The organism is Thiomonas sp. X19, assembly GCF_900089495.1.
Lineage (GTDB): Bacteria > Pseudomonadota > Gammaproteobacteria > Burkholderiales > Burkholderiaceae_C > Thiomonas_A.
In genome coordinates this window covers 2,374,936-2,397,137 of sequence record NZ_LT605203.1, presented here as the reverse complement: position 1 = coordinate 2,397,137, position 22,202 = coordinate 2,374,936, and the positions used below count along the sequence as shown (strand labels likewise).

16 protein-coding genes and 1 other RNA gene are annotated in these 22,202 nt (G+C 66.4%); 7 read left to right on the top strand and 10 right to left on the bottom strand.

Features of this window, described 5'->3' with window-relative positions:
- Positions 1 to 46: 46 nt before the first annotated feature.
- The 7 genes from THIX_RS11455 to THIX_RS11425 are packed head-to-tail and all read right to left on the bottom strand — an operon-like array spanning position 47 to position 11,056.
- The gene (locus THIX_RS11455) at positions 47 to 1,180 is read right to left on the bottom strand and encodes an alpha/beta fold hydrolase (protein WP_112486344.1); all 1,134 of its coding nucleotides are present in this window, start codon (positions 1,178 to 1,180) and stop codon (positions 47 to 49) included.
- 13 nt (positions 1,181 to 1,193) lie between these two features.
- Positions 1,194 to 3,566, bottom strand: a complete 2,373-nt coding sequence (locus THIX_RS11450; RefSeq protein WP_112486343.1) for a plasma-membrane proton-efflux P-type ATPase — start codon at positions 3,564 to 3,566, stop codon at positions 1,194 to 1,196.
- A gap of 27 nt (positions 3,567 to 3,593) precedes the next feature.
- Positions 3,594 to 5,003, bottom strand: a complete 1,410-nt coding sequence (locus THIX_RS11445; RefSeq protein WP_233224526.1) for a dihydrolipoyl dehydrogenase — start codon at positions 5,001 to 5,003, stop codon at positions 3,594 to 3,596.
- A gap of 23 nt (positions 5,004 to 5,026) precedes the next feature.
- Positions 5,027 to 6,406 (bottom strand): DUF4010 domain-containing protein, encoded by a 1,380-nt coding sequence (locus THIX_RS11440; protein WP_112486341.1) that lies wholly within the window; start codon positions 6,404 to 6,406, stop codon positions 5,027 to 5,029.
- A 4-nt stretch (positions 6,407 to 6,410) separates the two neighbouring features.
- Positions 6,411 to 7,610 carry an acetate/propionate family kinase gene (locus THIX_RS11435; protein ID WP_112486340.1) on the bottom strand — a complete coding sequence of 400 codons (1,200 nt, stop codon included), beginning with the start codon at positions 7,608 to 7,610 and terminating at the stop codon, positions 6,411 to 6,413.
- Positions 7,607 to 9,052: a bifunctional enoyl-CoA hydratase/phosphate acetyltransferase gene (locus THIX_RS11430; protein WP_112486339.1), complete on the bottom strand. Its 1,446-nt coding sequence runs from the start codon at positions 9,050 to 9,052 to the stop codon at positions 7,607 to 7,609. Before THIX_RS11430 ends, THIX_RS11435 begins: the two co-directional genes overlap by 4 nt.
- A 33-nt stretch (positions 9,053 to 9,085) precedes the next feature.
- Positions 9,086 to 11,056 (bottom strand): alpha/beta hydrolase, encoded by a 1,971-nt coding sequence (locus THIX_RS11425; protein ID WP_112488320.1) that lies wholly within the window; start codon positions 11,054 to 11,056, stop codon positions 9,086 to 9,088.
- 259 nt (positions 11,057 to 11,315) lie between these two features.
- Between THIX_RS11425 and THIX_RS11420 the strand changes: the two genes are divergently transcribed.
- Entirely contained in the window at positions 11,316 to 12,641 is a 1,326-nt protein-coding gene (locus tag THIX_RS11420) for a UDP-glucose/GDP-mannose dehydrogenase family protein (RefSeq protein WP_112486338.1), read from the top strand.
- Here the strand turns inward: THIX_RS11420 and THIX_RS11415 are convergent.
- The 3 genes from THIX_RS11415 to THIX_RS11405 are packed head-to-tail and all read right to left on the bottom strand — an operon-like array spanning position 12,620 to position 16,583.
- Positions 12,620 to 13,915 carry a hypothetical protein gene (locus tag THIX_RS11415; RefSeq protein WP_112486337.1) on the bottom strand — a complete coding sequence of 432 codons (1,296 nt, stop codon included), beginning with the start codon at positions 13,913 to 13,915 and terminating at the stop codon, positions 12,620 to 12,622. The two genes, THIX_RS11420 and THIX_RS11415, sit on opposite strands and share 22 nt — an antisense overlap.
- 18 nt (positions 13,916 to 13,933) lie before the next feature.
- Positions 13,934 to 15,727 (bottom strand): N-acetylglutaminylglutamine amidotransferase, encoded by a 1,794-nt coding sequence (locus tag THIX_RS11410; RefSeq protein WP_112486336.1) that lies wholly within the window; start codon positions 15,725 to 15,727, stop codon positions 13,934 to 13,936.
- Positions 15,728 to 15,764: 37 nt separating this feature from the next.
- Positions 15,765 to 16,583 (bottom strand): GGDEF domain-containing protein, encoded by an 819-nt coding sequence (locus THIX_RS11405; RefSeq protein ID WP_112486335.1) that lies wholly within the window; start codon positions 16,581 to 16,583, stop codon positions 15,765 to 15,767.
- A gap of 220 nt (positions 16,584 to 16,803) precedes the next feature.
- Between THIX_RS11405 and ssrA the strand changes: the two genes are divergently transcribed.
- From ssrA to THIX_RS11380, 6 genes are all read left to right on the top strand, one after another.
- Positions 16,804 to 17,164: a transfer-messenger RNA gene (gene ssrA, locus THIX_RS11400) on the top strand.
- Positions 17,165 to 17,345: 181 nt separating this feature from the next.
- Complete coding sequence (locus THIX_RS11395) at positions 17,346 to 17,648, top strand: DUF6516 family protein (protein ID WP_233224525.1); 303 nt, start codon at positions 17,346 to 17,348, stop codon at positions 17,646 to 17,648.
- A complete protein-coding gene (locus THIX_RS11390; RefSeq protein ID WP_112486334.1) occupies positions 17,630 to 17,989 on the top strand; it encodes a hypothetical protein in 360 nt (119 codons plus the stop codon). The genes THIX_RS11395 and THIX_RS11390 overlap by 19 nt, the downstream gene beginning before the upstream one ends.
- Before the next feature lie 225 nt (positions 17,990 to 18,214).
- Entirely contained in the window at positions 18,215 to 18,700 is a 486-nt protein-coding gene (locus THIX_RS11385; RefSeq protein WP_233224524.1) for a hypothetical protein, read from the top strand.
- Positions 18,701 to 18,890: 190 nt separating this feature from the next.
- Positions 18,891 to 19,283 (top strand): hypothetical protein, encoded by a 393-nt coding sequence (locus THIX_RS23010; RefSeq protein ID WP_146748526.1) that lies wholly within the window; start codon positions 18,891 to 18,893, stop codon positions 19,281 to 19,283.
- Positions 19,284 to 20,081: 798 nt separating this feature from the next.
- Positions 20,082 to 22,172 carry a hypothetical protein gene (locus tag THIX_RS11380; protein ID WP_146748525.1) on the top strand — a complete coding sequence of 697 codons (2,091 nt, stop codon included), beginning with the start codon at positions 20,082 to 20,084 and terminating at the stop codon, positions 22,170 to 22,172.
- Positions 22,173 to 22,202 lie beyond the last annotated feature (30 nt).

The following is a 22,202-nucleotide window of genomic DNA, read 5'->3' as shown; positions in this document are numbered from 1 at the left end:
CCGTCGATCGGATGCGGCGCGGCGCAATCGGTGCATGTTGTGGGCGTCACCGCCAGCCCGGCGGCTCCTGTTGGACGATCCAGGCGGCGATCTCGGGCCAGGCTTCCTTCAGCGTGCGCGCGCCCATGAACAGGCCCACGTGCCCGCCCGGCACCATGCGCTTGTGGATATGCGCCTCGGACGTGCCCATCAGATGCTCGGCGGCGAACACCTGCTCATGGCCGGTGATGTCGTCGCGCTCGCCGGCCAGCAGATACAGCGGGCAGGTGATGGTTTTGAGATCGAGCTTGCGCCCGAGTGCCACGTAGTCGTCTTTGGCCAGCAGGTTGCGTTTGAACAGTTGGTCGATGACTTGCAGGTACCAGCGGCCCGGCAGGTCCAGCGGGTTTTCGTACCAGCGCTCGAAAGCCTCGGTTTTCGACAGCCACACCGGGTCGTCGATATGCTCGTACAGGTCGATGTGCTCCTGCACATAGTGCTGCTCGGGGTGCATGTTCTTCCAGCCGGCGAGCATGGTTTTGCCCAGCATCAGCCCGCCGCCGCTGGCCACCAGATCGGCGTAAAAGCCCATCGGGCTTTCTTTCACCATCTTCACCAGCGGGCCTTTGCCGGCATGGGTGTCGATGGGCGAGCCGGCCAGCACCAGGCTGGCGACCTTGTCGGGATAGCGCGCCGCCAGCATCGCCCCCATCCAGCCCCCCTGGCACAGGCCGACCAGGTTGACGCGGCCGCCGAGGTCGTCGACGCAGGCCAGAAGTTCGCCGAGGTACTGATCGACTTCGAGGTCTTTCATGTCCAGCGTGGCGGAATGCCAGTCGGTGAGAAACAGGTCCCGGACGCCGCTGGCCTTGAGCGTCTGCATCAGGCTCTGGCCCTCGTGGTAGTCGGCGATCATCGAGGTGTGCCCGGCATAGGGCGCATTGACCAGGGTGGGAACGCCTTTCGCGCCGGGTGCGGAGTAGTCGCACAGATCCAGCGTGCGCAGCTTCAGCCGCTGCGTGTGCGCGGTGGCGAGCTTGGGCTTGATGCCGCCATGCAGCCGCACTTCCTCGTCGAGAAACTTCACGTTGCGCGCGGCCAGCTCCATGCCTTGCTCGGCCAGGCTGGCGGCGAGTTGCATGGGCCAGAAAAACGGCGAATTGATGTTGGGCACAGGTGCCGCGGGGCTGGGTGTGGACATGCGGATCGTCCTTTCAGGCGATGGCGAAGTGTTTGAACAGCGGACGTTTGGCTGCGTCCAGCACGAAAGAAAAAGCCACGCCGGACGCCAACAGCAGGACGATCAAGCTCCATGGCAACCGCGCCATCAGCACGCCCGAGCCGGCGAGCAGGCTGACGATTGCCAAATCACCGATGCTGGCCATGGCCATCCAGCGCGATGGGGCGAGGCTCCACAGCGGGGTGTTGGTGCGCAAGGCATAGATGCCGGCCTGATTGGTGAAGACCAGGATGAGGAAGGCCAAGGTCTGGCTTTGGTGGCCATCCAGCCCCCATGCGTTGCGGGCGATGAAGTAAAACGAGAGCGAAAACACCAGCGAAAGCGAAGCGAAGCCGGCAGCGGCGGCAACCAGTCTGCGCACGTCCCAGTGCTGCGGGGTCGGCGTCGGGCGCACGCGGTCGGTGGCGATGCTCATGGTGACGAAGTCGTTGGCGAACAGCATCAGCACGATCAGCATCGGCGAGATCACGAAGCCGCCGGTGAGCCACAGGCCCAGCGTCAGGAACACGGTGATCTCGAAGGTCTTGAGGGTCTTGTTGAGGGTGTAGGTGAGCATGCGCCGGTGCACCTCGCGCCCGGCCCGCACCACGGTCAGCACGCCGCCCAGGCCGGGATCGGTCAGCACCACGCCGGCGGCGGCCTTGGCGACGTCGGTGGCGCTGGCGACGGCGATGCCCAGTTCGGCCTGACGCAGTGCGGGTGCGTCGTTGACGCCGTCGCCGGTCATGCCGGTGACGTGGCCGGCCTTTTGCAGCGCGGCGACGATGTGGTGCTTGTCCTCGGGCAGCACGCGCGCGTAGAGGTCGCAGTCTTCGGGGTTTTGCGCACCCGCGCCCTGCGCCACGCACACGCGCGTGCCCAGGCCCAGCCTGGCGCCGATCGCGCGCGCGGTTTCCTGCGCGTCGCCGGTGGCCATGCACACGCGCACGCCGAGTTGCGTGAGCTGGGCGATCAGCGCGGCGGCGTCGGGTCGCGGCGGGTCGGACAGGCCCACCACGCCGAGCAGTTGCAGGGCATCGGCAGGGCCGGCCGCCACCGCCAGCACGCGCGCGCCGCTCGCGGCGAGCTGGCGTTCGGCCGCGTCCAGCGCGGCCTGCTGAGCAACATCGAGCTTGCACAGCGGGCCGATGACGGTGGCCGCGCCCTTGACCGCGTGCCACTCGTGGCCGTCCACGGTGTAGATGCCTTCGCTGCGTCGCGTGGCCGGGTCGAAAGGATGGAAGTCCTGCCGCGCGGGCGCGTCGGCCAGCAGCTTGCGTTCGCGCGCCGGGCCGAGGATGGCGAGATCGAGCGGATCCTGCGTGGCATCGTCGCTGGCCAGGGCGGCGGTGCGCAGCACGGCGTTGTCGTCGCTGCCCGCTGCGAGCGCGATCGCACCGGCGAGCGTCAGCGTGTTCTGCGTCAGCGTGCCGGTCTTGTCCGACACCAGGGTGTCCATCGCCGCGGCTTCCTCCACCGCGGGCAGGCGCGTCACCAGCACGCCCCGGTGCGCGAGCTTGAGGCTGCTGACGGCGGTGGCCAGCGTGTAGGTGGCCGGCAGCGCCACCGGCACCGAGGCCACCAGCAGCATCAGCGCGAACACGGCGGTGTCCAGCAGCGCCAGGTGGTGCAGCAGGGCGTAGGCCACCACCAAGACGACCAGCGCGGCGTCGAAGATCACCAGCCGCTTGACGATGGCGAAGATGGTGCGCTGCATGTGGCTGGGCGCGGTGGACGTACGCACCAGTTCCGCGGTGCGGCCGAAAAAGGTGTGCGCGCCGGTGGCGGTCACCTCGCCGCTGGCCTCGCCCTGGCGCACGATGGCGCCGGTATAGGCCGGTTTGCCGGGGCCGGCGTCGACCGGCAGCGACTCGCCGGTGAGCGCCGCCTGATCCAGCGCCACCGCGCCGTCGAACAGGGCCAGATCCGCCGGCACCAGATCGCCGGCGCGCAGGTGCACGATGTCGCCCGGCACCACCTGCTCGGCCGGAATCGGGCTCCACTTGCCGTCGCGCAGCACGCGCGCGTTCACGTGCAACTGTTTGCGCAGCAGCGCCAGCGCGTCCTTGGCGCGCTGCTCCTGCACGAAGGCCACCACCGCGTTGAACACCAGCAGCACGGCGATCACCAGCGCCTCCAGCCGGCGGTCGAGCAGGAGTTGGAGCACGATCACCGCCTCCAGCATCCACGGCACCGGCGCCCAGAACTTGGCGGCGAGCTGCCGCCACGCCGGCACCGACTTGTCGGCGATGGCATTGGCGCCGAATTGCGCGAGCCGGCGCTGCGCTTCGGCGGCGCTCAGCCCCTGCTTGCGGTCGGTGGGCGGCAGCGTGGGAGTGGCGGGTTTGGGGGAATCGGGAGTTTGCATCGTGCTTGCCTTTCGAGCCATTCCGGCTCATGCGCTCAAGGATGAAAAGAAAGCGCGCGCGGCCTTGTTGATGCCCTCGCTGAGCATGGGATGCGGAAAAGCGGTTTCGGCCAGCGCTGCCGCACCCAGACCCTGCTCCAGCGCCAGCGCCAGCGGCGCGATCAGTTGCGCGGCGTCCATGCCGGCGATCTGCGCGCCCAGCAGCAGGCCGTTGCGGAGGTCGAACACCAGCTTGATGAAGCCCAGCGTCTCGCCGTAGATCTGTGCGCGTGAGTCCGTCGCATAGTCGTAGTGCGTCACCGCCACGGCACCCGCGCCGAACGCGGCTTCGGCCTGCGCGGCGGTCAGGCCCACATGCGCCAGTTCCGGCTCGGTGAACACGGTCATCGGCACCGCGTCGAAACGCATGCGATCCACCGCCTGGCCGCCGGCGGCGATGCAGTGCGCGGCCACCAGGCTTTGCCGCACGGCCGAGTGAAACAGCATGCTGCGGCCGTTGACATCACCCGGCGCCCACACCTGCGGGTTGGTGGTGCGCAGGGTTGCATCCACCACCACATGGCCGTGTTCGACTTGCAGGCCCAGATGCGCGAAGCCCTCGGGCAGCACCGGCACGCGTCCTGTGGCCATCAGCACGGCGTCGCCTTGCACCGTATGTTCCTGCCCGTTCTGACGGTAGCGCACCGTGAAATCTGCGCCGTTGCGCTCGATGCCCAACACCTGCGCGGACAGTTCGATGCGCACGCGCTGCGCAAGGCTGGCGTGCAGGAAAGTGGCGAGTTCAGCGTCGAAGCCGGGCAGCAGTTGCGCGGTGTATTCCAGCACGGTGGCCCTGGTGCCCAGCGCCTGCAGCATCGAGGCGGTTTCCACGCCGATGTAGCCGCCGCCGATGATGACCAGATGCTCGGGCTGCGGCAGGTCGGCGCCGAGCCGGAACAGTTCGTGCGAGGTGATGGCCAGCTCGGCTCCGGGGATGGGCAGGCGCGCCGGGCGCGAGCCGGTGGCGAGGATGAGATGGCGAAAGCCGACTTCGCGCGTGCTGCCGTTGGCGGCGTCGATGCGGGCGCGATCCGGCGCGGTGATCGCGCCGCGCCCGTGCACGAACAGCGCGCCACCCTGGGCGATTTCCTCGCCATGCTGGGCGTAGCGCGTTTGCTGCACGCGGTCCTTGCGGGCCATCACCGCGCGCCAGTCCACGGCGGGCGCGGCGCCGCGCAGGCCGAAGTGGGCGAACTTGTCCGCCAGGCCGCGCACCAGCGCCGCCTCGCGTACCGCCTTGGACGGCACGCAGCCCTCGGCCAGACAGTCGCCGCCGAGATTGCCGATGGGATCGACCATCAGCGCCGACTTGCCGGCCTGGGCGAGAAAAAACGCCGCGGGGTAGCCGGCGCCGCCGGCGCCGAGGATCAGGCAATCGACCTGTGCAGGAACTGTCATGCTCACGGAAACCTCCACAAGTTCTACAGCCATCCGGTCCAGAATAGCGCCGCCACCAGGCACAGCGCGAACCAGCCGGCCACCGGCACCATGGCGCGCTGTCGCGCGAGCACCAGCGCATAGCCGGCGTTGACCAGGTTGTTGGTGACGGACGCGACGAGGATGGCGCTGACCATCAACGATGGGTTGACGACGCCATGCGTGGCCACCAGCGAGAGGATGAAGGGATTGATGTCGGTGAAACCGACCAGCAGGCTGAGCAGCTTGAGCGCTCCGGCGCCGTAGTGCGTGGTGATGAACTGCGTGATGGCGGCGAAGGCGATGAACAGGGCCGCGAACAGCAGCGCGATGGGCAAGGCCAGCGGGTTGTGCGGACCCAACTGCACGGCGCTGGCGCTTTGCGCAGCGGTTCGACTCCCGATCCGCCACAGCACGAACGCGACCACGCCCGAACCGAGCACGATGGTGCCGAAGGGCAGCAGCAGGGCGCGTGCCGCATCGAGGTGGCCGAGCAGGGCGATCAGCACCAGCAGGCGCACGTACATCATCATGATGGCGACGACGATGGCCGCCGGGGCCTGCGCGGCGATGCCCGCATCCGTGCGTGACTCGCGGCCCAGCACGATCGTGACCGCGGTGCTGGAGTACAGCCCGCCGATGATGCCGGTGACCAGCGTGCCGGCCTTGGGCCAGATGTAGCGGTGGGCGACATAACCGAGATAGGACAGGCCCGAGATGGCCACCACCGCCAGCCACACCTTCTGGTAACTCAATGTGGGCAGGCCTGGCAGCGGCGAGGCCGGCATCAGCGGCAGCACCAGGCCGGCGATGATGAGGAACTTCGCCAGGGTCACGCCCTCGGCGCTGGGGAAGGCGTCGGACAGGCGGCGGATGAGCGGCTTTTCGCCCAGCATCAGAATGGTCACGACCATCACCGCCGCCACGAACCAATCGGGCTGGGTGAGCACCAGCGGCCCCAGGGCGTAAGCCACCAGGGCGATGAGCGACGGCAGCAACGCGCCGCCGTTGTCGGCAGGCTGACTCGCCGCACGCGTGCTTCGCGCCACGCGCGGCCACAAGTCCACCGCCAGCCAGACGGCGAGCACCGCCAGTCCCGCCAGATAAAGCCCGCGCGTGCCCAGCAGATCCGAGGCGATGGCTGCAGCCGTCCCACCATTCGCAGGGTGCAGAAAAACTTGCGGCGCCCCGACGTTGGCCTGAACGCCGTCGAGCAGCCACAGCACGAAGCCGATGGCGCCGATCAGGGTCAGCGTGCGCGTGGTGCCGAAGCCGATGCCTTCATCCTGCGACCTGCGGTAACTGTGCAGCTCCAGCCCCAGCACGAAGCTCAGCAGCACGGTTGCGGCGAACTGCAGCAGCAGCGGGGGCAGGGCGTCGGTCATGGCTTCAAGCGCTGGCGGGCGCGACCAGGGCAGCGGCCTGCGCCGCCATCACCGCCTCTTCGTCGGTGGGCAGCGCCAGGATGGGAATGCGGCTGGAGCCGGAGGCGATGTTGAGATGCCCCGAGCTGTTGGCTGCGGCGTCGATGCCCAGCCCCAGCCAGGCCAGGCGCTGCACCACGGCGGCACGAATGGCGGCTTGGTGCGCGCCGATGCCGCCGGTGAACACCAGCGCATCCAGCCCACCGAGCGTGGTCGCGACAGCCCCGACTTGCCGCACGATGCTGGCGACGAACAGATCCACCGCCTGCTTCGCGCGCGGGTCCTTGCTGGCGAGCAGGTCGCGCGTGTCGGCGCTGATCCCGGAGACGCCGAGCAGGCCGCTGCGCTGGTACAGCAGGGTTTCCACGTCGTCGGCACTCAGCTGGTCGTGCTGGAACCATTGCAGCACCAGGCCTGGGTCGAGCGCGCCGCAACGCGTGCCCATCACCAAGCCGTCGAGCGCGGTGAACCCCATGGTGGTGGTGACGCTTTGCAGGCCGCGCATGCCGCACAGGCTGGCGCCGCTGCCCAGATGCGCCACCAGCACCGCAGCTTGCGCGCGCTCGCCCAACACGGCCGGCAGGCGGCGGCTGATGGCCTCGAACGACAGCCCGTGAAAGCCGTAGCGCTGGTAGCCGCGATCGTGCCAGCTGCGCGGAATCGCGTAGCGCCGCTCGGCATCCGTATGGCCTGCATGGAAGGCCGTGTCGAAACAGGCCAGTTGCACGGCTTCGGGCAAGACGGCCTGCGCCGCCTGCACCCCGGCAAGTCCTGGGCCCTGGTGCAGCGGGGCGAGGCTGGTGAGCGCCTGCAAGTCGCTGAACACCTCGGGCGTGATGCGCACGGCTTTGGTGTAGTGCAGCCCGCCGTGGACGATGCGGTGCGCCACGGCGATGGGCCGGGGTGCGTCGCAAGTGCGCGCGAGCCAGGCGATGAGCCACGCGGTTTCGGCGCCGATGTCGCCGCGCACGGCCCCTGGCGCCAGGCTTTCGGTGGTCTGGCCGGCGCGGGCATAACTGAGCATGGGCTTGCCCTGCGGCGCGTCGATCTCGCCGCGCAGCATGGCCACGGGCAGGCCCGATGGGTGGCGCGTGGCCTCGGCATCGAACAACGCGAACTTCAGGCTGGATGAGCCCGCGTTGAAGCAGAGGATGGTGGACGTCATGCGCTGGTCATTGGATCTTGCGATGTGGACGCTGGCGGTCTTGTGGCTGCCGCCAGCAACACCGCCAGCGCGCAAGACGCCATGCGTGCATCGGGCAGGTCGGAGCGGCTGGTGAGCACCACCGGCACGCGCGTGCCTAGCACGATGCCGGCGACCTTGGCCTCGGCCAGGTATTCGAGTTGTTTGGCCAGCATATTGCCGGCTTCCAGGTCGGGCGCGACCAGGATGTCGGCGTCGCCGGCCACTTCCGAGATGATGCCCTTGGTCTGCGCCGCGCGCTTGGACACGGCGTTGTCGAAGGCCAGCGGGCCGTCGAGCAGGCCGCCTTGGATCTGGCCGCGATCGGCCATTTTGCAAAGTGCCGCGGCGTCGATGGTGGAGGGAATCTTGGAGCTGACCGTCTCGACCGCGGCAAGAATGGCGACCTTGGGTTGCGCGATGCCCAGGGCATGCGCCAGATCGATGGCGTTTTGCACGATGTCGCGCTTGGCCTCCAGGTCGGGCGTCACGTTCACCGCCGCATCGGTCAGCAGTTGCAGGCGCGGCTGGCCCACGGCGTCGATCACGAACACATGGCTGATGCGCCGCGCCGTGCGCATGCCATTCTCGGCGTCGACCACGGCGTGCATCAGCTCGTCGGTGTGCAGCGAGCCTTTCATCAGCGCCTGCACCTCGCCGGCGCGTGCCATCGCCACGGCTTTCGCCGCCGCCGCGTGGCTGTGCTCGGTGGCCACGATGGGGTAGGGGCCGAGGTCGATGCCGGCGGCGACGGCGGCGGCGCGGATCTTCGCCTCGGGGCCGACGAACACCGGGGCGATGAGCCCGGCCTGCGCCGCATCCACCGCGCCGCCCAGCGACACGGCGTCGACCGCATGCACAACCGCCATCGCCAGCGGTGCGCGGCCGCTGGCGGCAGCCTGGGCCTGCGCGACCAGCGCGCGCAGCTTCACGCCGGGGTCGCGCAATTCCAGCCGCGGCAAATGGACCCGCTGGCGGCTGATCTTTTCAGTCGGCGCCAGCACCTGGGCGTCGCCTTGCACCACGGTTTCGTTGCGCTGGTTGACCACGCGGCAATGCAGGGTGGCGCGCGGGGCGTGGCCGGTGGGCGTGTCGATGGCGGCCACGGTCACGGTGACGCGCACCGTGTCGCCCAGGAAAACGGGCTTGAGGAATTGGAGGTTCTGGCCGAGGTAGGCCGTGCCCGGCCCCGGCAGCTGCGTGCCCAGCACGTTGGAGATGAGCGCCGCACTCCACATGCCGTGCGCCACAATCTTGTGGAAGGGATCGCTGGCGGCGAAGGTGGCGTCCACATGCGAGGGGTTCACGTCACCCGACATCAATGCGAAGGTCTGTACGTCGTCCATGGTGAAGTTGCGCGTCAGGCTTGCGCTGTCGCCGATCTTGAGTTCAGCCAACGGGCGGTTTTCGATCAGTTCGGTCATGAAGCTCTCATGGTCACTTGGGGTCAGTCGGATTCAGCGCTGCAGCACATAACTCCCGGGCGCGTCCATCAGCGGCGGCAGTTCGGGCGCGCCCAGGCGCGGCGGTGGCGCCATGCCGCTGCCGTGCGCCACCAGCCAATCGTGCCAGCGCGGCCACCACGAGCCCGCTTCCAGCGCTGCCTGTTCCAGCCACTGTTCCGGGGCGAGGAAGGCTGCGTCGTGCGCCTGCGTGGCCCAGCGGAAGTGCCGGTGCGGGTGCCCCGGCTCGCTGACGATGCCGGCGTTGTGGCCGCCGCTGGTGAGCACGAAGGTGATTTCACTGTCGGCCAGCAAGTGAATCTTGTAGACCGAGCGCCATGGCGCGACGTGGTCGGCTTCGGTGCTGATGACGAACCACGGCTGCGGCACGTTCTCCACGGTGACGGCCTGGCCGTCCACCTTCCAGCGGCCTTCGGCCAGATCGTTGCGCAGATACAGGCCGCGCAGATATTCGCTGTGCATGCGAAACGGCATGCGCGTGGCATCGGCGTTCCAGGCCATCAGGTCGTTGGGTGGGCGGCGTTCGCCGAGCAGGTAGTCGCGGGTGATGCGTGACCAGACCAAGTCGTAAGAGCGCAGCATCTGGAAAGCGCCGGCCATCTGCGTGGTGTCCAGATACCCCTGCGCCCACATCATGTCTTCGAGGAAACTCACCTGGCTTTCGTCGATGAACAACGACAGCTCGCCGGGCTCGGTGAAGTCGGTCTGCGACGCCAGCATCGTCACCGTGGCCAGGCGCGTGTCTTTTTTCGCCGCCAGAGCCGCCGCAGCGATGGCCAGCAGCGTGCCGCCGAGGCAGTAACCGGCGGCGTGCACCTTGTGGCCGGGCACGATGCGCAGCACGGCATCGAGCGCCGCCAGCGGGCCGAGCTTGAGGTAATCGTCCATGCCGAGGTCGCGGTCATCACTGGTGGGGTTTTTCCACGAGATCATGAACACGGTGTGGCCTTGGTCGACCAGGTATTTCACGAGGGAATTCTGCGGCGACAGATCCAGGATGTAGTACTTCATGATCCACGCCGGCACGATCAACACCGGCTCGGCGCGCACCCGCGGCGTGCTCGGGCTGTACTGGATCAACTCGATCAGCCGGTTGCGCAGCACCACCTTCCCCGGCGTGGCGGCCACCTCCCTGCCAGGGATGAAGTGTTCCGTGCCCGCGGGAGGCTGACCCGTGACGGCGCGCTGTGCGTCGTCCATCCACGCCTTGATGCCCGCAAGCAGATTCATGCCGCCGTGCTCGAGCGTGGCGTCGATGACCTCGGGGTTGGTGAGCGGCGAGTTGCTGGGCGCGAGCATGTCCAGCCATTGCCGTGCGGCGAAGGCCACCACCTGTTCGTGATGCGCCGAAACGCCATGCACCCCGGTGGTGGCTTCGCGCCACCAGTCTTCCTGCAGCAGGAAGGCTTGCTGCAGCAGGTTGAAGGGGTAGCGCTGCCAGGCCGGGTCGGCAAAGCGGGGATCGTTCGGGCTTGCGCCGATGCAACTCGGCGTGCCGCATTCACCCGGACGATGACCCATGGCACGCACGGCATAGTTGGCATAGGCGGCGGTCTGGCGCAGAGCATGGTTGGCCAGCGCCAGGCGCTTGCCGGGGGAGGCAGCGAGGTGGCCCCACCAGTCGGCCGCAGCCAGGCCCAAGGCCGCGGGCGAAAGCCCCAGGGTGCGCCGTGCCTGCATGGCATGGGCGGCGTGGTCGATGAGATCCGCCAGTCCTGCGTCAGGCCGTGGTGGTGGCGCCAGCGGGGACACGGCTGGAATCGGCTGGATCGGCAAGGGCGATGGCCGCTCGGGTGCCGATGCAGGCTGCGCCGGTTGGGCCGGTTGCATCGGGTGCATGCGGCCGGTTTCAACCCGCCCCGGCGCCGACTGGGGCTCGACGGGCTTGCGTCTTGACGCCGCGCTCACGATCACCCTGCGCGGTTCGCCACGTCGGGCCGGACGGGGTTGCGTGTTTGACTTCATGCCCATCTCCTGAAGCGGATCTGCATCGTTTGTAATGCTGCGCCGCCGCAGACCGCTTGATGTGCGTCAAGCCATCGCGGCGCCTGCGCTGGCGGACGCTCCGGGCGTGACTTGGCATCGAACGCGTGGTGCGGCGCACGTCATGTCATCATTGCACAATAACGCGCTATTGCGACCTACCGAGCCCCCGGCTGCACTGCCCCCGATGGGGTCCAAGGAACTCGGAAGCCGCGCTTCGTAACCTGGAGAGGATGTCTTCATGCGAGTCACCGTCATCGGCGCCGGCTATGTGGGCTTGGTCACTGCCGCCTGCTTTGCCGAAGTGGGCAATACCGTCACCTGCGTCGAGCGTGACCCGAGCCGCATCGCCGCGCTGGCCAAGGCCCAGGTGCCGTTCTACGAACCGGGCCTGAGCGAACTGGTGGCGCGCAACGCCGAGGCCGGGCGCATGCGCTTCGTGTCCAGCCTGGAACAGGGGCTGGAGGATGCGCAGGTCTGCTTCATCGCCGTGGGCACGCCGCCGCTGCCCAGCGGCCAGGCCGACATGAGCCAGGTGCGCGGTGCCGCCGCCGAGATTGGCCGCACTGTGGATGGCCCGCTGGTGGTGGTGCAGAAATCCACCGCGCCGGTGGGGACCGTGGCCATGGTGCACGGCGCCATCAACGTCGAGCTGGCCAAGCGCGGCGTGCAGCATTGGGTCAGCGTGGTGAGCAACCCCGAGTTCCTGAAAGAGGGCTCGGCCATCGAGGACTTCACCCGTGGCGACCGCATCGTGCTGGGCAGCAGCGACGAACGCGCCGTTGCCGTCATGCGCGAGTTGTACCGTCCGTTCAACCGCAACCACGAAAAAATCATGGTGATGAACCCGGCCAGTTCCGAACTCACCAAATACGCCGCCAATGCCATGCTGGCCACGCGCATTTCCTTCATGAACGAGCTGGCGCGCCTGGCCGAAGCCGTGGGCGCCGACATCGAGCAGGTGCGCTTGGGCATGGGCGTGGACCATCGCATCGGCAGCCACTTCCTGTACGCCGGCGCGGGCTATGGCGGTTCGTGTTTCCCCAAGGACGTGAAGGCCCTGACGTTCATGGCCCACGAGGCCGGCCTGCACGCCGAACTGGCCGAGGCGGTGGACGCCGTCAACCAGCGCCAGAAGCAGCGCCTGTTCGAGAAAATTTCGGCCCATTTCGCCGCCGACGGCTTGAAGGGCAAGACCTTCGCCATCTGGGGCCTGGCGTTCAAGCCCAACACCGACGATATGCGCGACGCCCCCAGCATCGACCTGATCGAAGCGCTGCTGGGTGCCGGCGCCAAGGTCCAGGCTTTCGACCCGGTGGCGATGGAATCCGCCGCCAGGCATTGGGGTGAGCGCGCGGGGCTGACCCTGGCGAAGAACGCCAAGTCGGCGCTGCAGGGTGCCGACGCCCTGGCCGTGGTCACCGAATGGCACGCCTTTCGCTCGCCTGACTTCAACCAGCTTGCATCGCAGTTGCGCGCCAAGGTGGTGTTCGACGGCCGCAACCTCTGGGACCCGCAAACCGTGCGCGCCGCAGGGCTGTCCTATTACGGCATCGGCCGGGGTTGAAACGCCGCAGCGATCGTTGCGGCCGGCTCGGTGTACACCGGGGCGAAGCCGCCTCCAGGTGTGCGGAAGTTGGTGGTCTGGCCTTGGTAAAGGCGGGCGGAAAACCACTGCACCTGGCCGGCGTCGGCGTAGGCGCGGAGGTCGAACTTGAGAGGTTGCGCAGACGTGGCATCGCCGATGCGTCGCTCGCCGGGGGGTGAAAGCGCCTGGGCGACGTAATCGCCTTGCACGATCTCGGCCCACACGCTTTTGGTGAGCTTGGCACCGCGGTAGGCGGCGCGGCTGCCAAAGCCGGCCCAGGGCTTGAAGAACAGGCCGCGACGCTCGGCCCACAGGCGTGCGGCATTGTCCGCGGTGACGATTTCGGTCTGCGGCACATGCGCGGCGAGCAAGGTGGCAGTCTCGGCGCTCGCACCCAGTTCGCGCAGCCGGGGCGCATCGCACAACAGCGCCAGGTTGCGCTTGTCGGCGAACAAGGCATGGGCGCGGGGGTGGGGGGTGATGACGGCAGCGTCGCATTCCCAAGCCTGGCGCAGCACGATGTGGGCGGGGGCGTCGAGGGCAAAATCGGTCAGGCGGTTGTAGACCAGATCGATGCGCTTCGCCTCATGCCACAAGCGCCCCGCCTCGGTGCGGAGTTCACCGGGGTCGGTGATCACGGCCTCGATGCCGGCGCGCTCGAACAGCCGTGCGAACAGCAGGAATTCGGCGTAGAGATATTGCTCGTTGGGCGCGGTGTCGACGATGGCGACGCGCTCGGGCTTGCCTGCGCGTCCGGCTCGGCTCCACTCCCGCAGGAACATGGCGACGATGCCGGCTTCGAACGCGTCGACCGACGCGGCGCTGGGCACCAAGCCTTGCATCTCCTCGCAGCAGGCCCGCTGCGCCCGCGCCAGCGCCGCGGAAAGCAGGGCGCCGCCGGGGTTGGTGTTGATCTCGATGAGGTGCAGGGCGTCGGCTTCCAGATGGAAGTCGAAGCCGAGAAACACGCCCGGGTTGCCGGGGTCGTGCTGCGCGGCGGCGGGCGCTGCGGCCAGCACGGCGCGCTGGTAGGCGGGCAGGGCGGCAACGACTTCCACCGCCTGCACCACGGCGCGCATGCGCTGCGCATGCCGGCCGGTGACGAACACCGGCTGGGCCGAGAACAGATGCGGGTTGCGCTGCTGCACCAGTTGGTAAAGCCCGGGCTGGCCGAGCGCGGATTCAAGCGCGTGGGACAGCAGCCGGCGGTCCAGGCTGATGCAGAAACAGTCGCGATTGAGGTGGTCGATCATGGGGTGGGGCATGCGGGTTCAGGCCGGGGCGCCGTCCACATGGACTTGCAGCCACCATTCCAGCAAGGCCAGGTGCCACAGCTTGCTGCCGTTGATGCGGGTGAAGTGCTCCGGCGCCTCGGGCGCGGCGAGCAGTTTGTCGACGAAACTGCGCTGGTACAGGCCACGGTTGCGGCAGGCGGCCGAGTCGAGCAGCTCGCGCATGCGCTGCAGGAATGGCCCGCGCACATGCTTGAGTGCGGGCACCGGGAAATAGCCTTTCGGGCGGTCGATCACGGTGTCGGGAATGAGGCCGCGCGACACCGCCTTGAGCGGGAATTTGCCGCCCTCGCGCAGCTTGAATTCGGGCGGCATGCTGGCCGCAAGCTCCACCAGCGCGCGGTCGAGAAAAGGCACGCGCAACTCCAGCGCGTGGGCCATGGGCAGGTTGTCCACGCGCTTGACCGGGTCGTCGACGATGAGGGTGGTGACATCGAAACGCAGCACCTGGTCGAGGAAGGTGTCGGCGCCGGGCCGGGCCAGCGCCTGCTCCACCAACACGGACGTCATATCCGGCACATGGAATTCTGGCGCGATCATTTGCAGCCACTCGGCATGGCTGCGGTCGAAGTAATGGCGGGCGAAGCGCTGCAAGGGCAGGCCGGTTTCGGCCTGCATGTTCGGATACCAGAAATAGCCACCGAACACTTCGTCCGCCCCCTGGCCGGCGAGCACGGCTTTCACGTCGCGTCCCACCCATTCGGCCAGCAGGTCGAAGGCCACAACATCGTGGCTGAACATCGGCTCGGTCATGCGCGCGATGGTCTGCGGCAGGCGCTGCAGCACCGCGCTGTTGGGGATGCTGAGCTTGTGGTGGCGGGTGCCGAAGGCTTGGGCGACGAGATCGGAATATTCGAACTCGTCGGCCTTTTCGGTGTCGCCGCCCAGGCTCTCGAAGCCGATGGAGTAGGTGCGCAGGTCATGCACATGGTCGGCCAGCAGGCCCACCAGCAGGCTGGAATCGAGCCCGCCCGAGAGCAGCACGCCCACCGGGACATCGGCGGCGTGCACATGACTGTCCACCGCGCTGCGCAGCGCCGCGCGGGTGCGCTGCAGCCACTCGGCCTCGCTCGGCACCGGGCTTGGACGTTGGGCCTGCAGGCTCCAGTAGGGTTGCAGTCGGCGGCTGCCATCGCGCCGCAGGCGCAGGGTGTGGGCCGGTTCGAGCTTGCGCACGCCTTGCAAAATGGTGCGCGGCGCGGGCACCACGGCGTGCAGGGTGAACAGGTGGTGCAGGGCGATGGGGTCGATCGCCGTGTTGACGCCACCACCGGCCAGCAGCGCCGGCAGGCTGGAGGCGAAGCGCAGGCGGCGCCCGTCTTCCGCCAGGTACAGCGGCTTCATGCCGAAGCGGTCGCGGGCGAGCAGCAGGCTGGCGTCGCGTGGGTCCCACAGGGCGAAAGCGAACATGCCTTCGAAGCGCCGCACGCAGTCCACGCCCCAGGCGGCGTAGGCTTTCAGAATGACTTCGGTGTCGCCTTGTGAGGCAAAGCGCTGGCCGGCGGCCAGCAGTTCGGCGCGCAGTTCACGGTAGTTGTAGAGCACGCCGTTGAACACCAGCACGCAGCCGGTGTCGGCGTCGCGCATGGGTTGATCACTCGCCGCGCTGAGATCGATGATGGACAGCCGCCGATGGCCAAAGGCCAGTGGCCCCGCGTCCCAGTGACCGGCATGGTCTGGCCCGCGCGGTGCCAGCGCCGCCGACATGCGCGCCACGGCGGCAAGGTCGGCAGCAAGGTCGTCGAAACGCAGTTCTCCGCAAAATCCACACATCTGTGGCAACTCTCAGTTCATCGTGAAGCTGCCATTGTCATGGAACCCCGCGCGGCCTGAGTGCCCTGGCACGGCCCGCACGCCTGTTGCAGGCCGTGCCAGCGGGCTCAGGCCGCCTGCGCGGCGTGGATTCGAGGCGGTTCTTGCCGGCGCTCTTGGCCGCATACAAGGCGTTGTCGGCCAGGCGCAGCGCGCTGCCCAGGTCTGCCTGCGGGCCATGCACCCCAGTCAGGCCGATGCTCACCGAAATGGCCAGCGGAACGCCCTGGAATTGCAGCTTCAGGTCGCGAATGCGCTGCAGCAGGTGCTGGGCGAGTTGCTCCGCGGCGTCCAGTTCGCTGGCGCGGAACAGGCAGGCGAATTCCTCACCGCCGATGCGCGCCACCACGTCGGATTCGCGCACCGCGGCACGGCAGGTCCGGGCAATCTGGCGCAGCACTTCGTCGCCACCCAGATGGCCGAAGCGGTCGTTGATGGACTTGAAATCGTCGACATCCACGATGGCCAGGGCAAAAGCCGTGTCCTCCCGCCGCGTTCGTTCCACTTCCTCGTGCAACATCTGCATGAAATAGCGCCGGTTATGCAGCTCGGTCAGGTGGTCGCGGTGAATGACCTCGTGCAGTTCGGTGTGGGCGCGGTCAAGCTGCTGCAGCAGGCGCAGGGTGATGCCCGACATCACCGGCGCAATCAGCGCCGGCGTCAGCAGGGTGATGATCCAGGCCGACCGCGTCATCGTGCCATCCAGCACGCCGTAAGTCATGCCGCTGGCGATGCCCGCCGACACGGCGATGGCCAGCAGGGTCAACAGGGCCACGGTCAGCCACAGCCCGTAACGCCGCAGGCAGGCTCTCAGCATGATGGCGGCAGGCAGGTGGCGAAGGCAGGCATGCGGGAATCATAGGGTTTTGAAGCGGCAGGCCGCTGCTGGCGTATTCAACCGAGTGCGGCACAGCAAGCCGCACCCAGAGTCAAGCCAGGCGTCCGAAATGAAATGCCGAGGACGAACCGCCCCGCCGTGAGGGCCATGGCCTGGCCTGCCTGCGCCATGGTGGCGATTGCGTTAACATATTCATTTTGGGGCCGACCTGGTTTCGACGTGAATGTTGACGCTGTGGAGTGCATGCCGAGCACCAGTAAGCTCGTAAATCCACTGGAAACAAAGTTAAACGCGAACGACGATAGTTTCGCACTCGCAGCTTAATTGCCGCGAGCCTTGCAACGGCACGCTGATGGGCCGGGGTGGCAACACCTGCAAGGTCATTCACATCAGATCGCTAGTCTGTGCGCCGCGCGCAGTCTCGTTAAATTCAGCGGATCGCTAGCCAGGAAGCATGTCCATCTGCGTCCTGGCGGTTAAAACCAAATGATGGCACTAAGCATGTAGAGCTTGCAGCAGAGAGTTTGCGGACGGGGGTTCAATTCCCCCCGGCTCCACCAATTATTCTTTCTAAGCTGTTGATTTTCAACGGCTTTTTCTTTTTGTGGATTTTCAGTTCTTACTGGCGAGCCACTCGACTGCTTGGGTTACGCAGCGGCGACGGACGCTGAAGGCATGCCTTCGCTTCGTGCGATCCCCGACCCAGCACGAACGTAGACATCAAGCTCAAGTGTTGGCATAATGGCCAACATGCAAGCGAAGGTTGAACTCGTCACTCGAATCCGCAACGTCTTGCGCGAAGGTGGCCTTGTCGAGATGGTGGTATGGCGCTTGCCGCAGCCGGTTCCGCCCAGCCCCCACGCGTTCAAGTACCGACTGGCCTACGTGGTGGATGGTGAACGTGTCGTCGGGTTCGACAACGAGCGCGGCAAGGGCGATCACAAGCACGTTGGCGCGCTGGAATGTCCGTACCAGTTCGTGGACGTGGATCGCCTGATCGACGATTTCCAGATCGAGGTGGAAACATGGAACAACGCACACTGACCATCACCGTTCGCCAACAGGGTTGGGCTGGGCTGCGCGAAGCCGCGCGCGCTGGATTCGCGGCAGATCGCTACCTTGGGGAATTCCTCAACTTTGAAACACCCGCCCTATTCTTCGGCCGCCTCACCGAGAAACGTTGGGACATGGTGAGAACGATGCAAGGCGCAGGGGAACTGCCCCTGCGTGAACTGGCGCGGCGCATGGGCCGCGATGTCAAGCGCGTGCATGAGGATGTGAACGCGCTCACGGATCTGGGGCTGTTCGAGCGCACGCCTGGCGGCGGCGTCGTGTGTCCCTACAGCGACATTCATGTGGATATGCACATCCGCCAAGCCGCCTGATCGATCCACTGCAGCGGCGCGGTGCCATCTCGGCCGACCAGAAAAACTATTGGCAATTTAATGCCATAGTCTGATGCAATGATGAAATCCCTGATGGACGTGAAACATTGTTTTAGTTATGCTATGCATTCGCCATGGTGTTATTGATGTTTTCTATTGATGTGCGTATATCAATAGAAAAATACCGTTTGAATTGACGAACGGTCATCAAGCAGAATGAAAGATATGGGAAAAGCCGCACGCCAGCGAAAGAGGGAGGCCAGGGACCTGGTCAAGGTCTGGACGCCTCGCATGTGGTGGTTTTTTTGGACTTTGTTTGTGCTGGCGACTGCGGCGTGGCTGGGTGATGCGGTCCATCAGCACGCCGCGGGCTTGGCTTGGGGTCAGGCGGCCTTCGCCGGTCTGCCGGCGACGATGCTGGTTTTGACCCTCGGACTTCTGCCGATCCTGCTGATGTTGCCGCTCATTTATTTTGAGCGAGATCTGAAAAACAGGGCTGCCGAGACGGCGCTGGCGGCGTTCAGGATTGCTGAAGAGATGAAGAAAACGGCCAGCTCAATGCTGGCTCTAGCCGAAACCGCTGTCAACACTGTCAGCAGCATTCTCCACCTATTTCTGGCTTGGTCCCCCCAGGGTTTAGGTGTCAACCAGACACTCGTGTACCTCACCCCACGCATTTTGGCCCAGCAGCCAATCGCTGCTCGCGACTGACGCAGGCGGCCACCACACAGTTTCACCCTAGTTTCACGAAAAGGTCGCCCCGCGCTGGTCATGCGCGCGTGCGGCCTTTTTGTTTGGCGCACTCTTCACAATCCCGAGCCGCGCGCTTGAGGCCCAGACGCAAAGAGTCAGTCGTATAGCCCACCCACCGGGAAATTGCGCCTCTGTTTGCGAGGCCAACATGCAAGATGAATTTCAAATCATTCAAAATTTTGTCGGGGAAATCAGGGCGAAAATCGGCGACTTCGACTACCTGACAAGCTCGCAGATCGCGCTGGCTGTCGGTCTGAAAAACGCCAACTCGCTCGCTTCCTCAGTTGGGCGAGGTAAAGACCACCACCCTAGGTGGCGGCTTTACGCTCAAGTTGTGGGTCGCGCCCACAAGACACGGGTGGAGCGTGTGGCTCGGTTTTTGGCGATCGAGGCTGGGTTTCTGGTGATCGATACCGGCGTGCCACCATCTCCTGTTCCAGCAGCGGCTGACGCCACCATCAAACCCAAACCCAAGCGCGGACGGCCGAGCGGAAGTAAGATTGGCGTCCCTTCGACCTGCAAGCACAAAAGCAAAGCTTGAGGTCCGACCATGCCCACCACCGCCACCCTGGCGGCGGGCCTGGCCGTTGCCTTGTCTGCCGCAGATTGCCGTGTCCACACCATACCCCTGTCTACCCCATCAGGAGCGGACATGGGCGCGCATGACTTCCCTCTCAACCCCATCACGCTGGCGGCCCGTGAGGCACGGGCCGCCGAACTACAGCCCGTACGTGACGCGGTGGATGCGGCGCTGGCTGAATACTTTCGTCAGCATGCCGCGAGGATCGCGGCGGACGACGACATCCGTGAGACGAACCGGCGCGTCAAGTCCACCGGCTCGCCAAAGCGCCCCAGTCCGGCACCCCTGCCCCCGCTGGGCATCGCGGCGATTCCCGGCATCGGCAAAAGCGTAGGCGTGACACCGGTCATCGAAACCGCCTATTCCAAGGGCTTGCCGGTAGTCATCCTGGTGCCAACCCACCAGCTCGCCCAGGAGTACTCCGAGCGTTTGAAACCCTTTGGGGCCGTGGTCTACCAGGGCCGTCGCGCACCAGCCGAGAGCAAGCCCAACGAAGCCCCGTGCGACCCAGGGCCGCATGCCTGCTACCGCCTGGAGCGCGTGTCGGATGCGGGCGACCAGAACCACAAGCCAGCCCAAGGGCTGTGCGGCAAATGCCCCAACGGCCATACCGGCGTACTGCAGTTCGTAAGTCGAGATGCAATGCGCCTCCAGCGCGCGTCCGACTTCTTCAATGCCCGCGGCATGGATCCGGCGAAGACGCCGCCGTGCCAGTTCCTCTTTCGTGGCCTGCCCAGGCAGCTTGCCGCGCCGATTCTGGTGGCGCCGATCGCCGCGTTCAGCGAGGCGATGGCCGACTGGCGCGAAGTCGACCCGATGTCCGGCGCGATCATGCATCAAGCCCAAAGGCTCGTCATCGTGGATGAGCACATCCCCATGGCGCGCGAGGTGGAGATCGACGCTGGCGATGTGAAGGTCTGGCGCAACCGGCTCGATGGCCTGCTGGAGCGCCTGGAGAAGACGATCCAATTGCTGGGGAAGAAAAAAGATCCAAACCAGGCCGAGACTGAAGAACTTGGCCGCGCACGTGCGATGCGAAAACTGGTGCCAGAGGTCGACAAACTGTTTCGCGATGTTGGCGCGCAGATCGCTGGGGATCAGCCCATCGACACGCAGCGCGTGATCGACATGCAGAAACGGGTGACGAAAGCCGGTGGGTCGACCGCAGGCACAGCAAGGTGGGAGAAGGTGAGTTATTCCCACGCGGACGACGATTTCTTCATTCCCTTGCGAGCGCTGTCCACCCTGGCGCGCAACTGTCAGGCGGGCACGACGCGGCAGGAAAAAGGCGCAGCGTTCATCTATGAGACCAGCCCGATCATCGAGTGGGCGCGGGACAAGGGCAGTATCATTTTCCTCGACGCCACGATGAGCCTGGCGATACGCCAGTTCATCCAGGCGCGGGGCGGGCGCATCCACGAGGCAACTGCCAGCCAGAACATGCACGTCACGCGCATGACCGGGCATCTGTATGCCCGCGGGGATGTGAAAAAAGCCGCGTATCCCGACGAGGCGCGGGCGCACCTGGCGGAAATCCGTGACCTGATCGCGCCACAACTGCCGCAGCCGGCGGCCATCATCGCCCATAAGGCCTACCTCCGTTACTCTCAGGTCGCGCACCAGGCCGACGATGCGACACAGGTGGCCGCGCAGCAATTCGAGGCCGAAACCGGTGTGCCGATCGGATGGTTTGGAAGGCATGATCGGGGGCTGGACCTCTGGGGCGGGCGGCATCTGGCGCTGGTCGGCATGCCGTTGCTCTCCAAGGAATCGCTGGCTGGGCTGTATGCCGCCACCCGTGCTGCCCTGGCCGACTGTGGTATCCAGCGGCCTGCATGGGATAGGGTCATGGACAAGGACAAGCCGGACGCCGACGGCCCGCCTCTGCCGCGCATGCCTGAAGTGCGCGCCTGGCTGCTCGATGAATATGCGCAGACCCTGGCGCAAGGCATCGGCCGCAACCGGGCCGTGAATCACCCTCGGGATGCCGCCCCGCTGCAAGTCCAGCTTTGGGGTGGTATCCAGACCATCGAGATGGACGCGGCGATGACCAAGTACGGTGTCGTGATCCATGACCGCAAGCGCAACCCGCGCAGCATTGCTGGGCCGAAAGTTGATCAGGGGGCGGTGAATGCCGCAATTGAGATGGTCCAGGCGGCCGGCCTGTCCGTGAGCGAGCGCAGCGTGCGCGCCGCGTTGGTCGGGCTGCGGCGCTGCGCATCGACGGATTCGATCCGCGCGCGGATCAGGGAACTTCGCGCAAGCGGCACACTCTCACCCGCAACTCGCGTGCGGGCTTCGAAGATCGACCCCGCCGTGGCCATCGACGCCATGCCGGAAACGGCTACAGCTTACGGTTCAGGCGAGGGGCAAGAGAACGACTCCCTCACCAGCGGTGGCCATGCCACAGCACCGGTGGCTGAGCCGGTATCAATGGACAGTTCCGCACCCGGCTTCACACCGGAAACGACTGCGCCGAATTCCCATAAAGACTCTTATAGAGGGAATTCGGCGCAGTGCATCACTGTCACAGAAACCCAAAAGCAGGGGCAAGAAAAGATTTTCTTTGCCCCTGCTGTTGCAGTGGAAGTTGCCGTCGACGACCACTCTGATGACTGGGCCACAGCCGCGATCGAGGACATGCTGCAGCAGGTGGCTGCGGAGATCGAGGCCAGCCTGGCGCAGCGATGCGACGACGATGATGACCCGGACGACCCGGGTCCTCGCGGCGGCGGGCAGCGCCCTGGCGCCACACCGTCCGAGCACGACCACCACGGCGCACACTTTGCTGACGCTCCCGATGGCGCGCATCGGCGCTGGCGCTTGGGCGCAACGGCCCCGCCATCGTGATCTGCGCGCTACGCCCCGCCCAAACCGAAC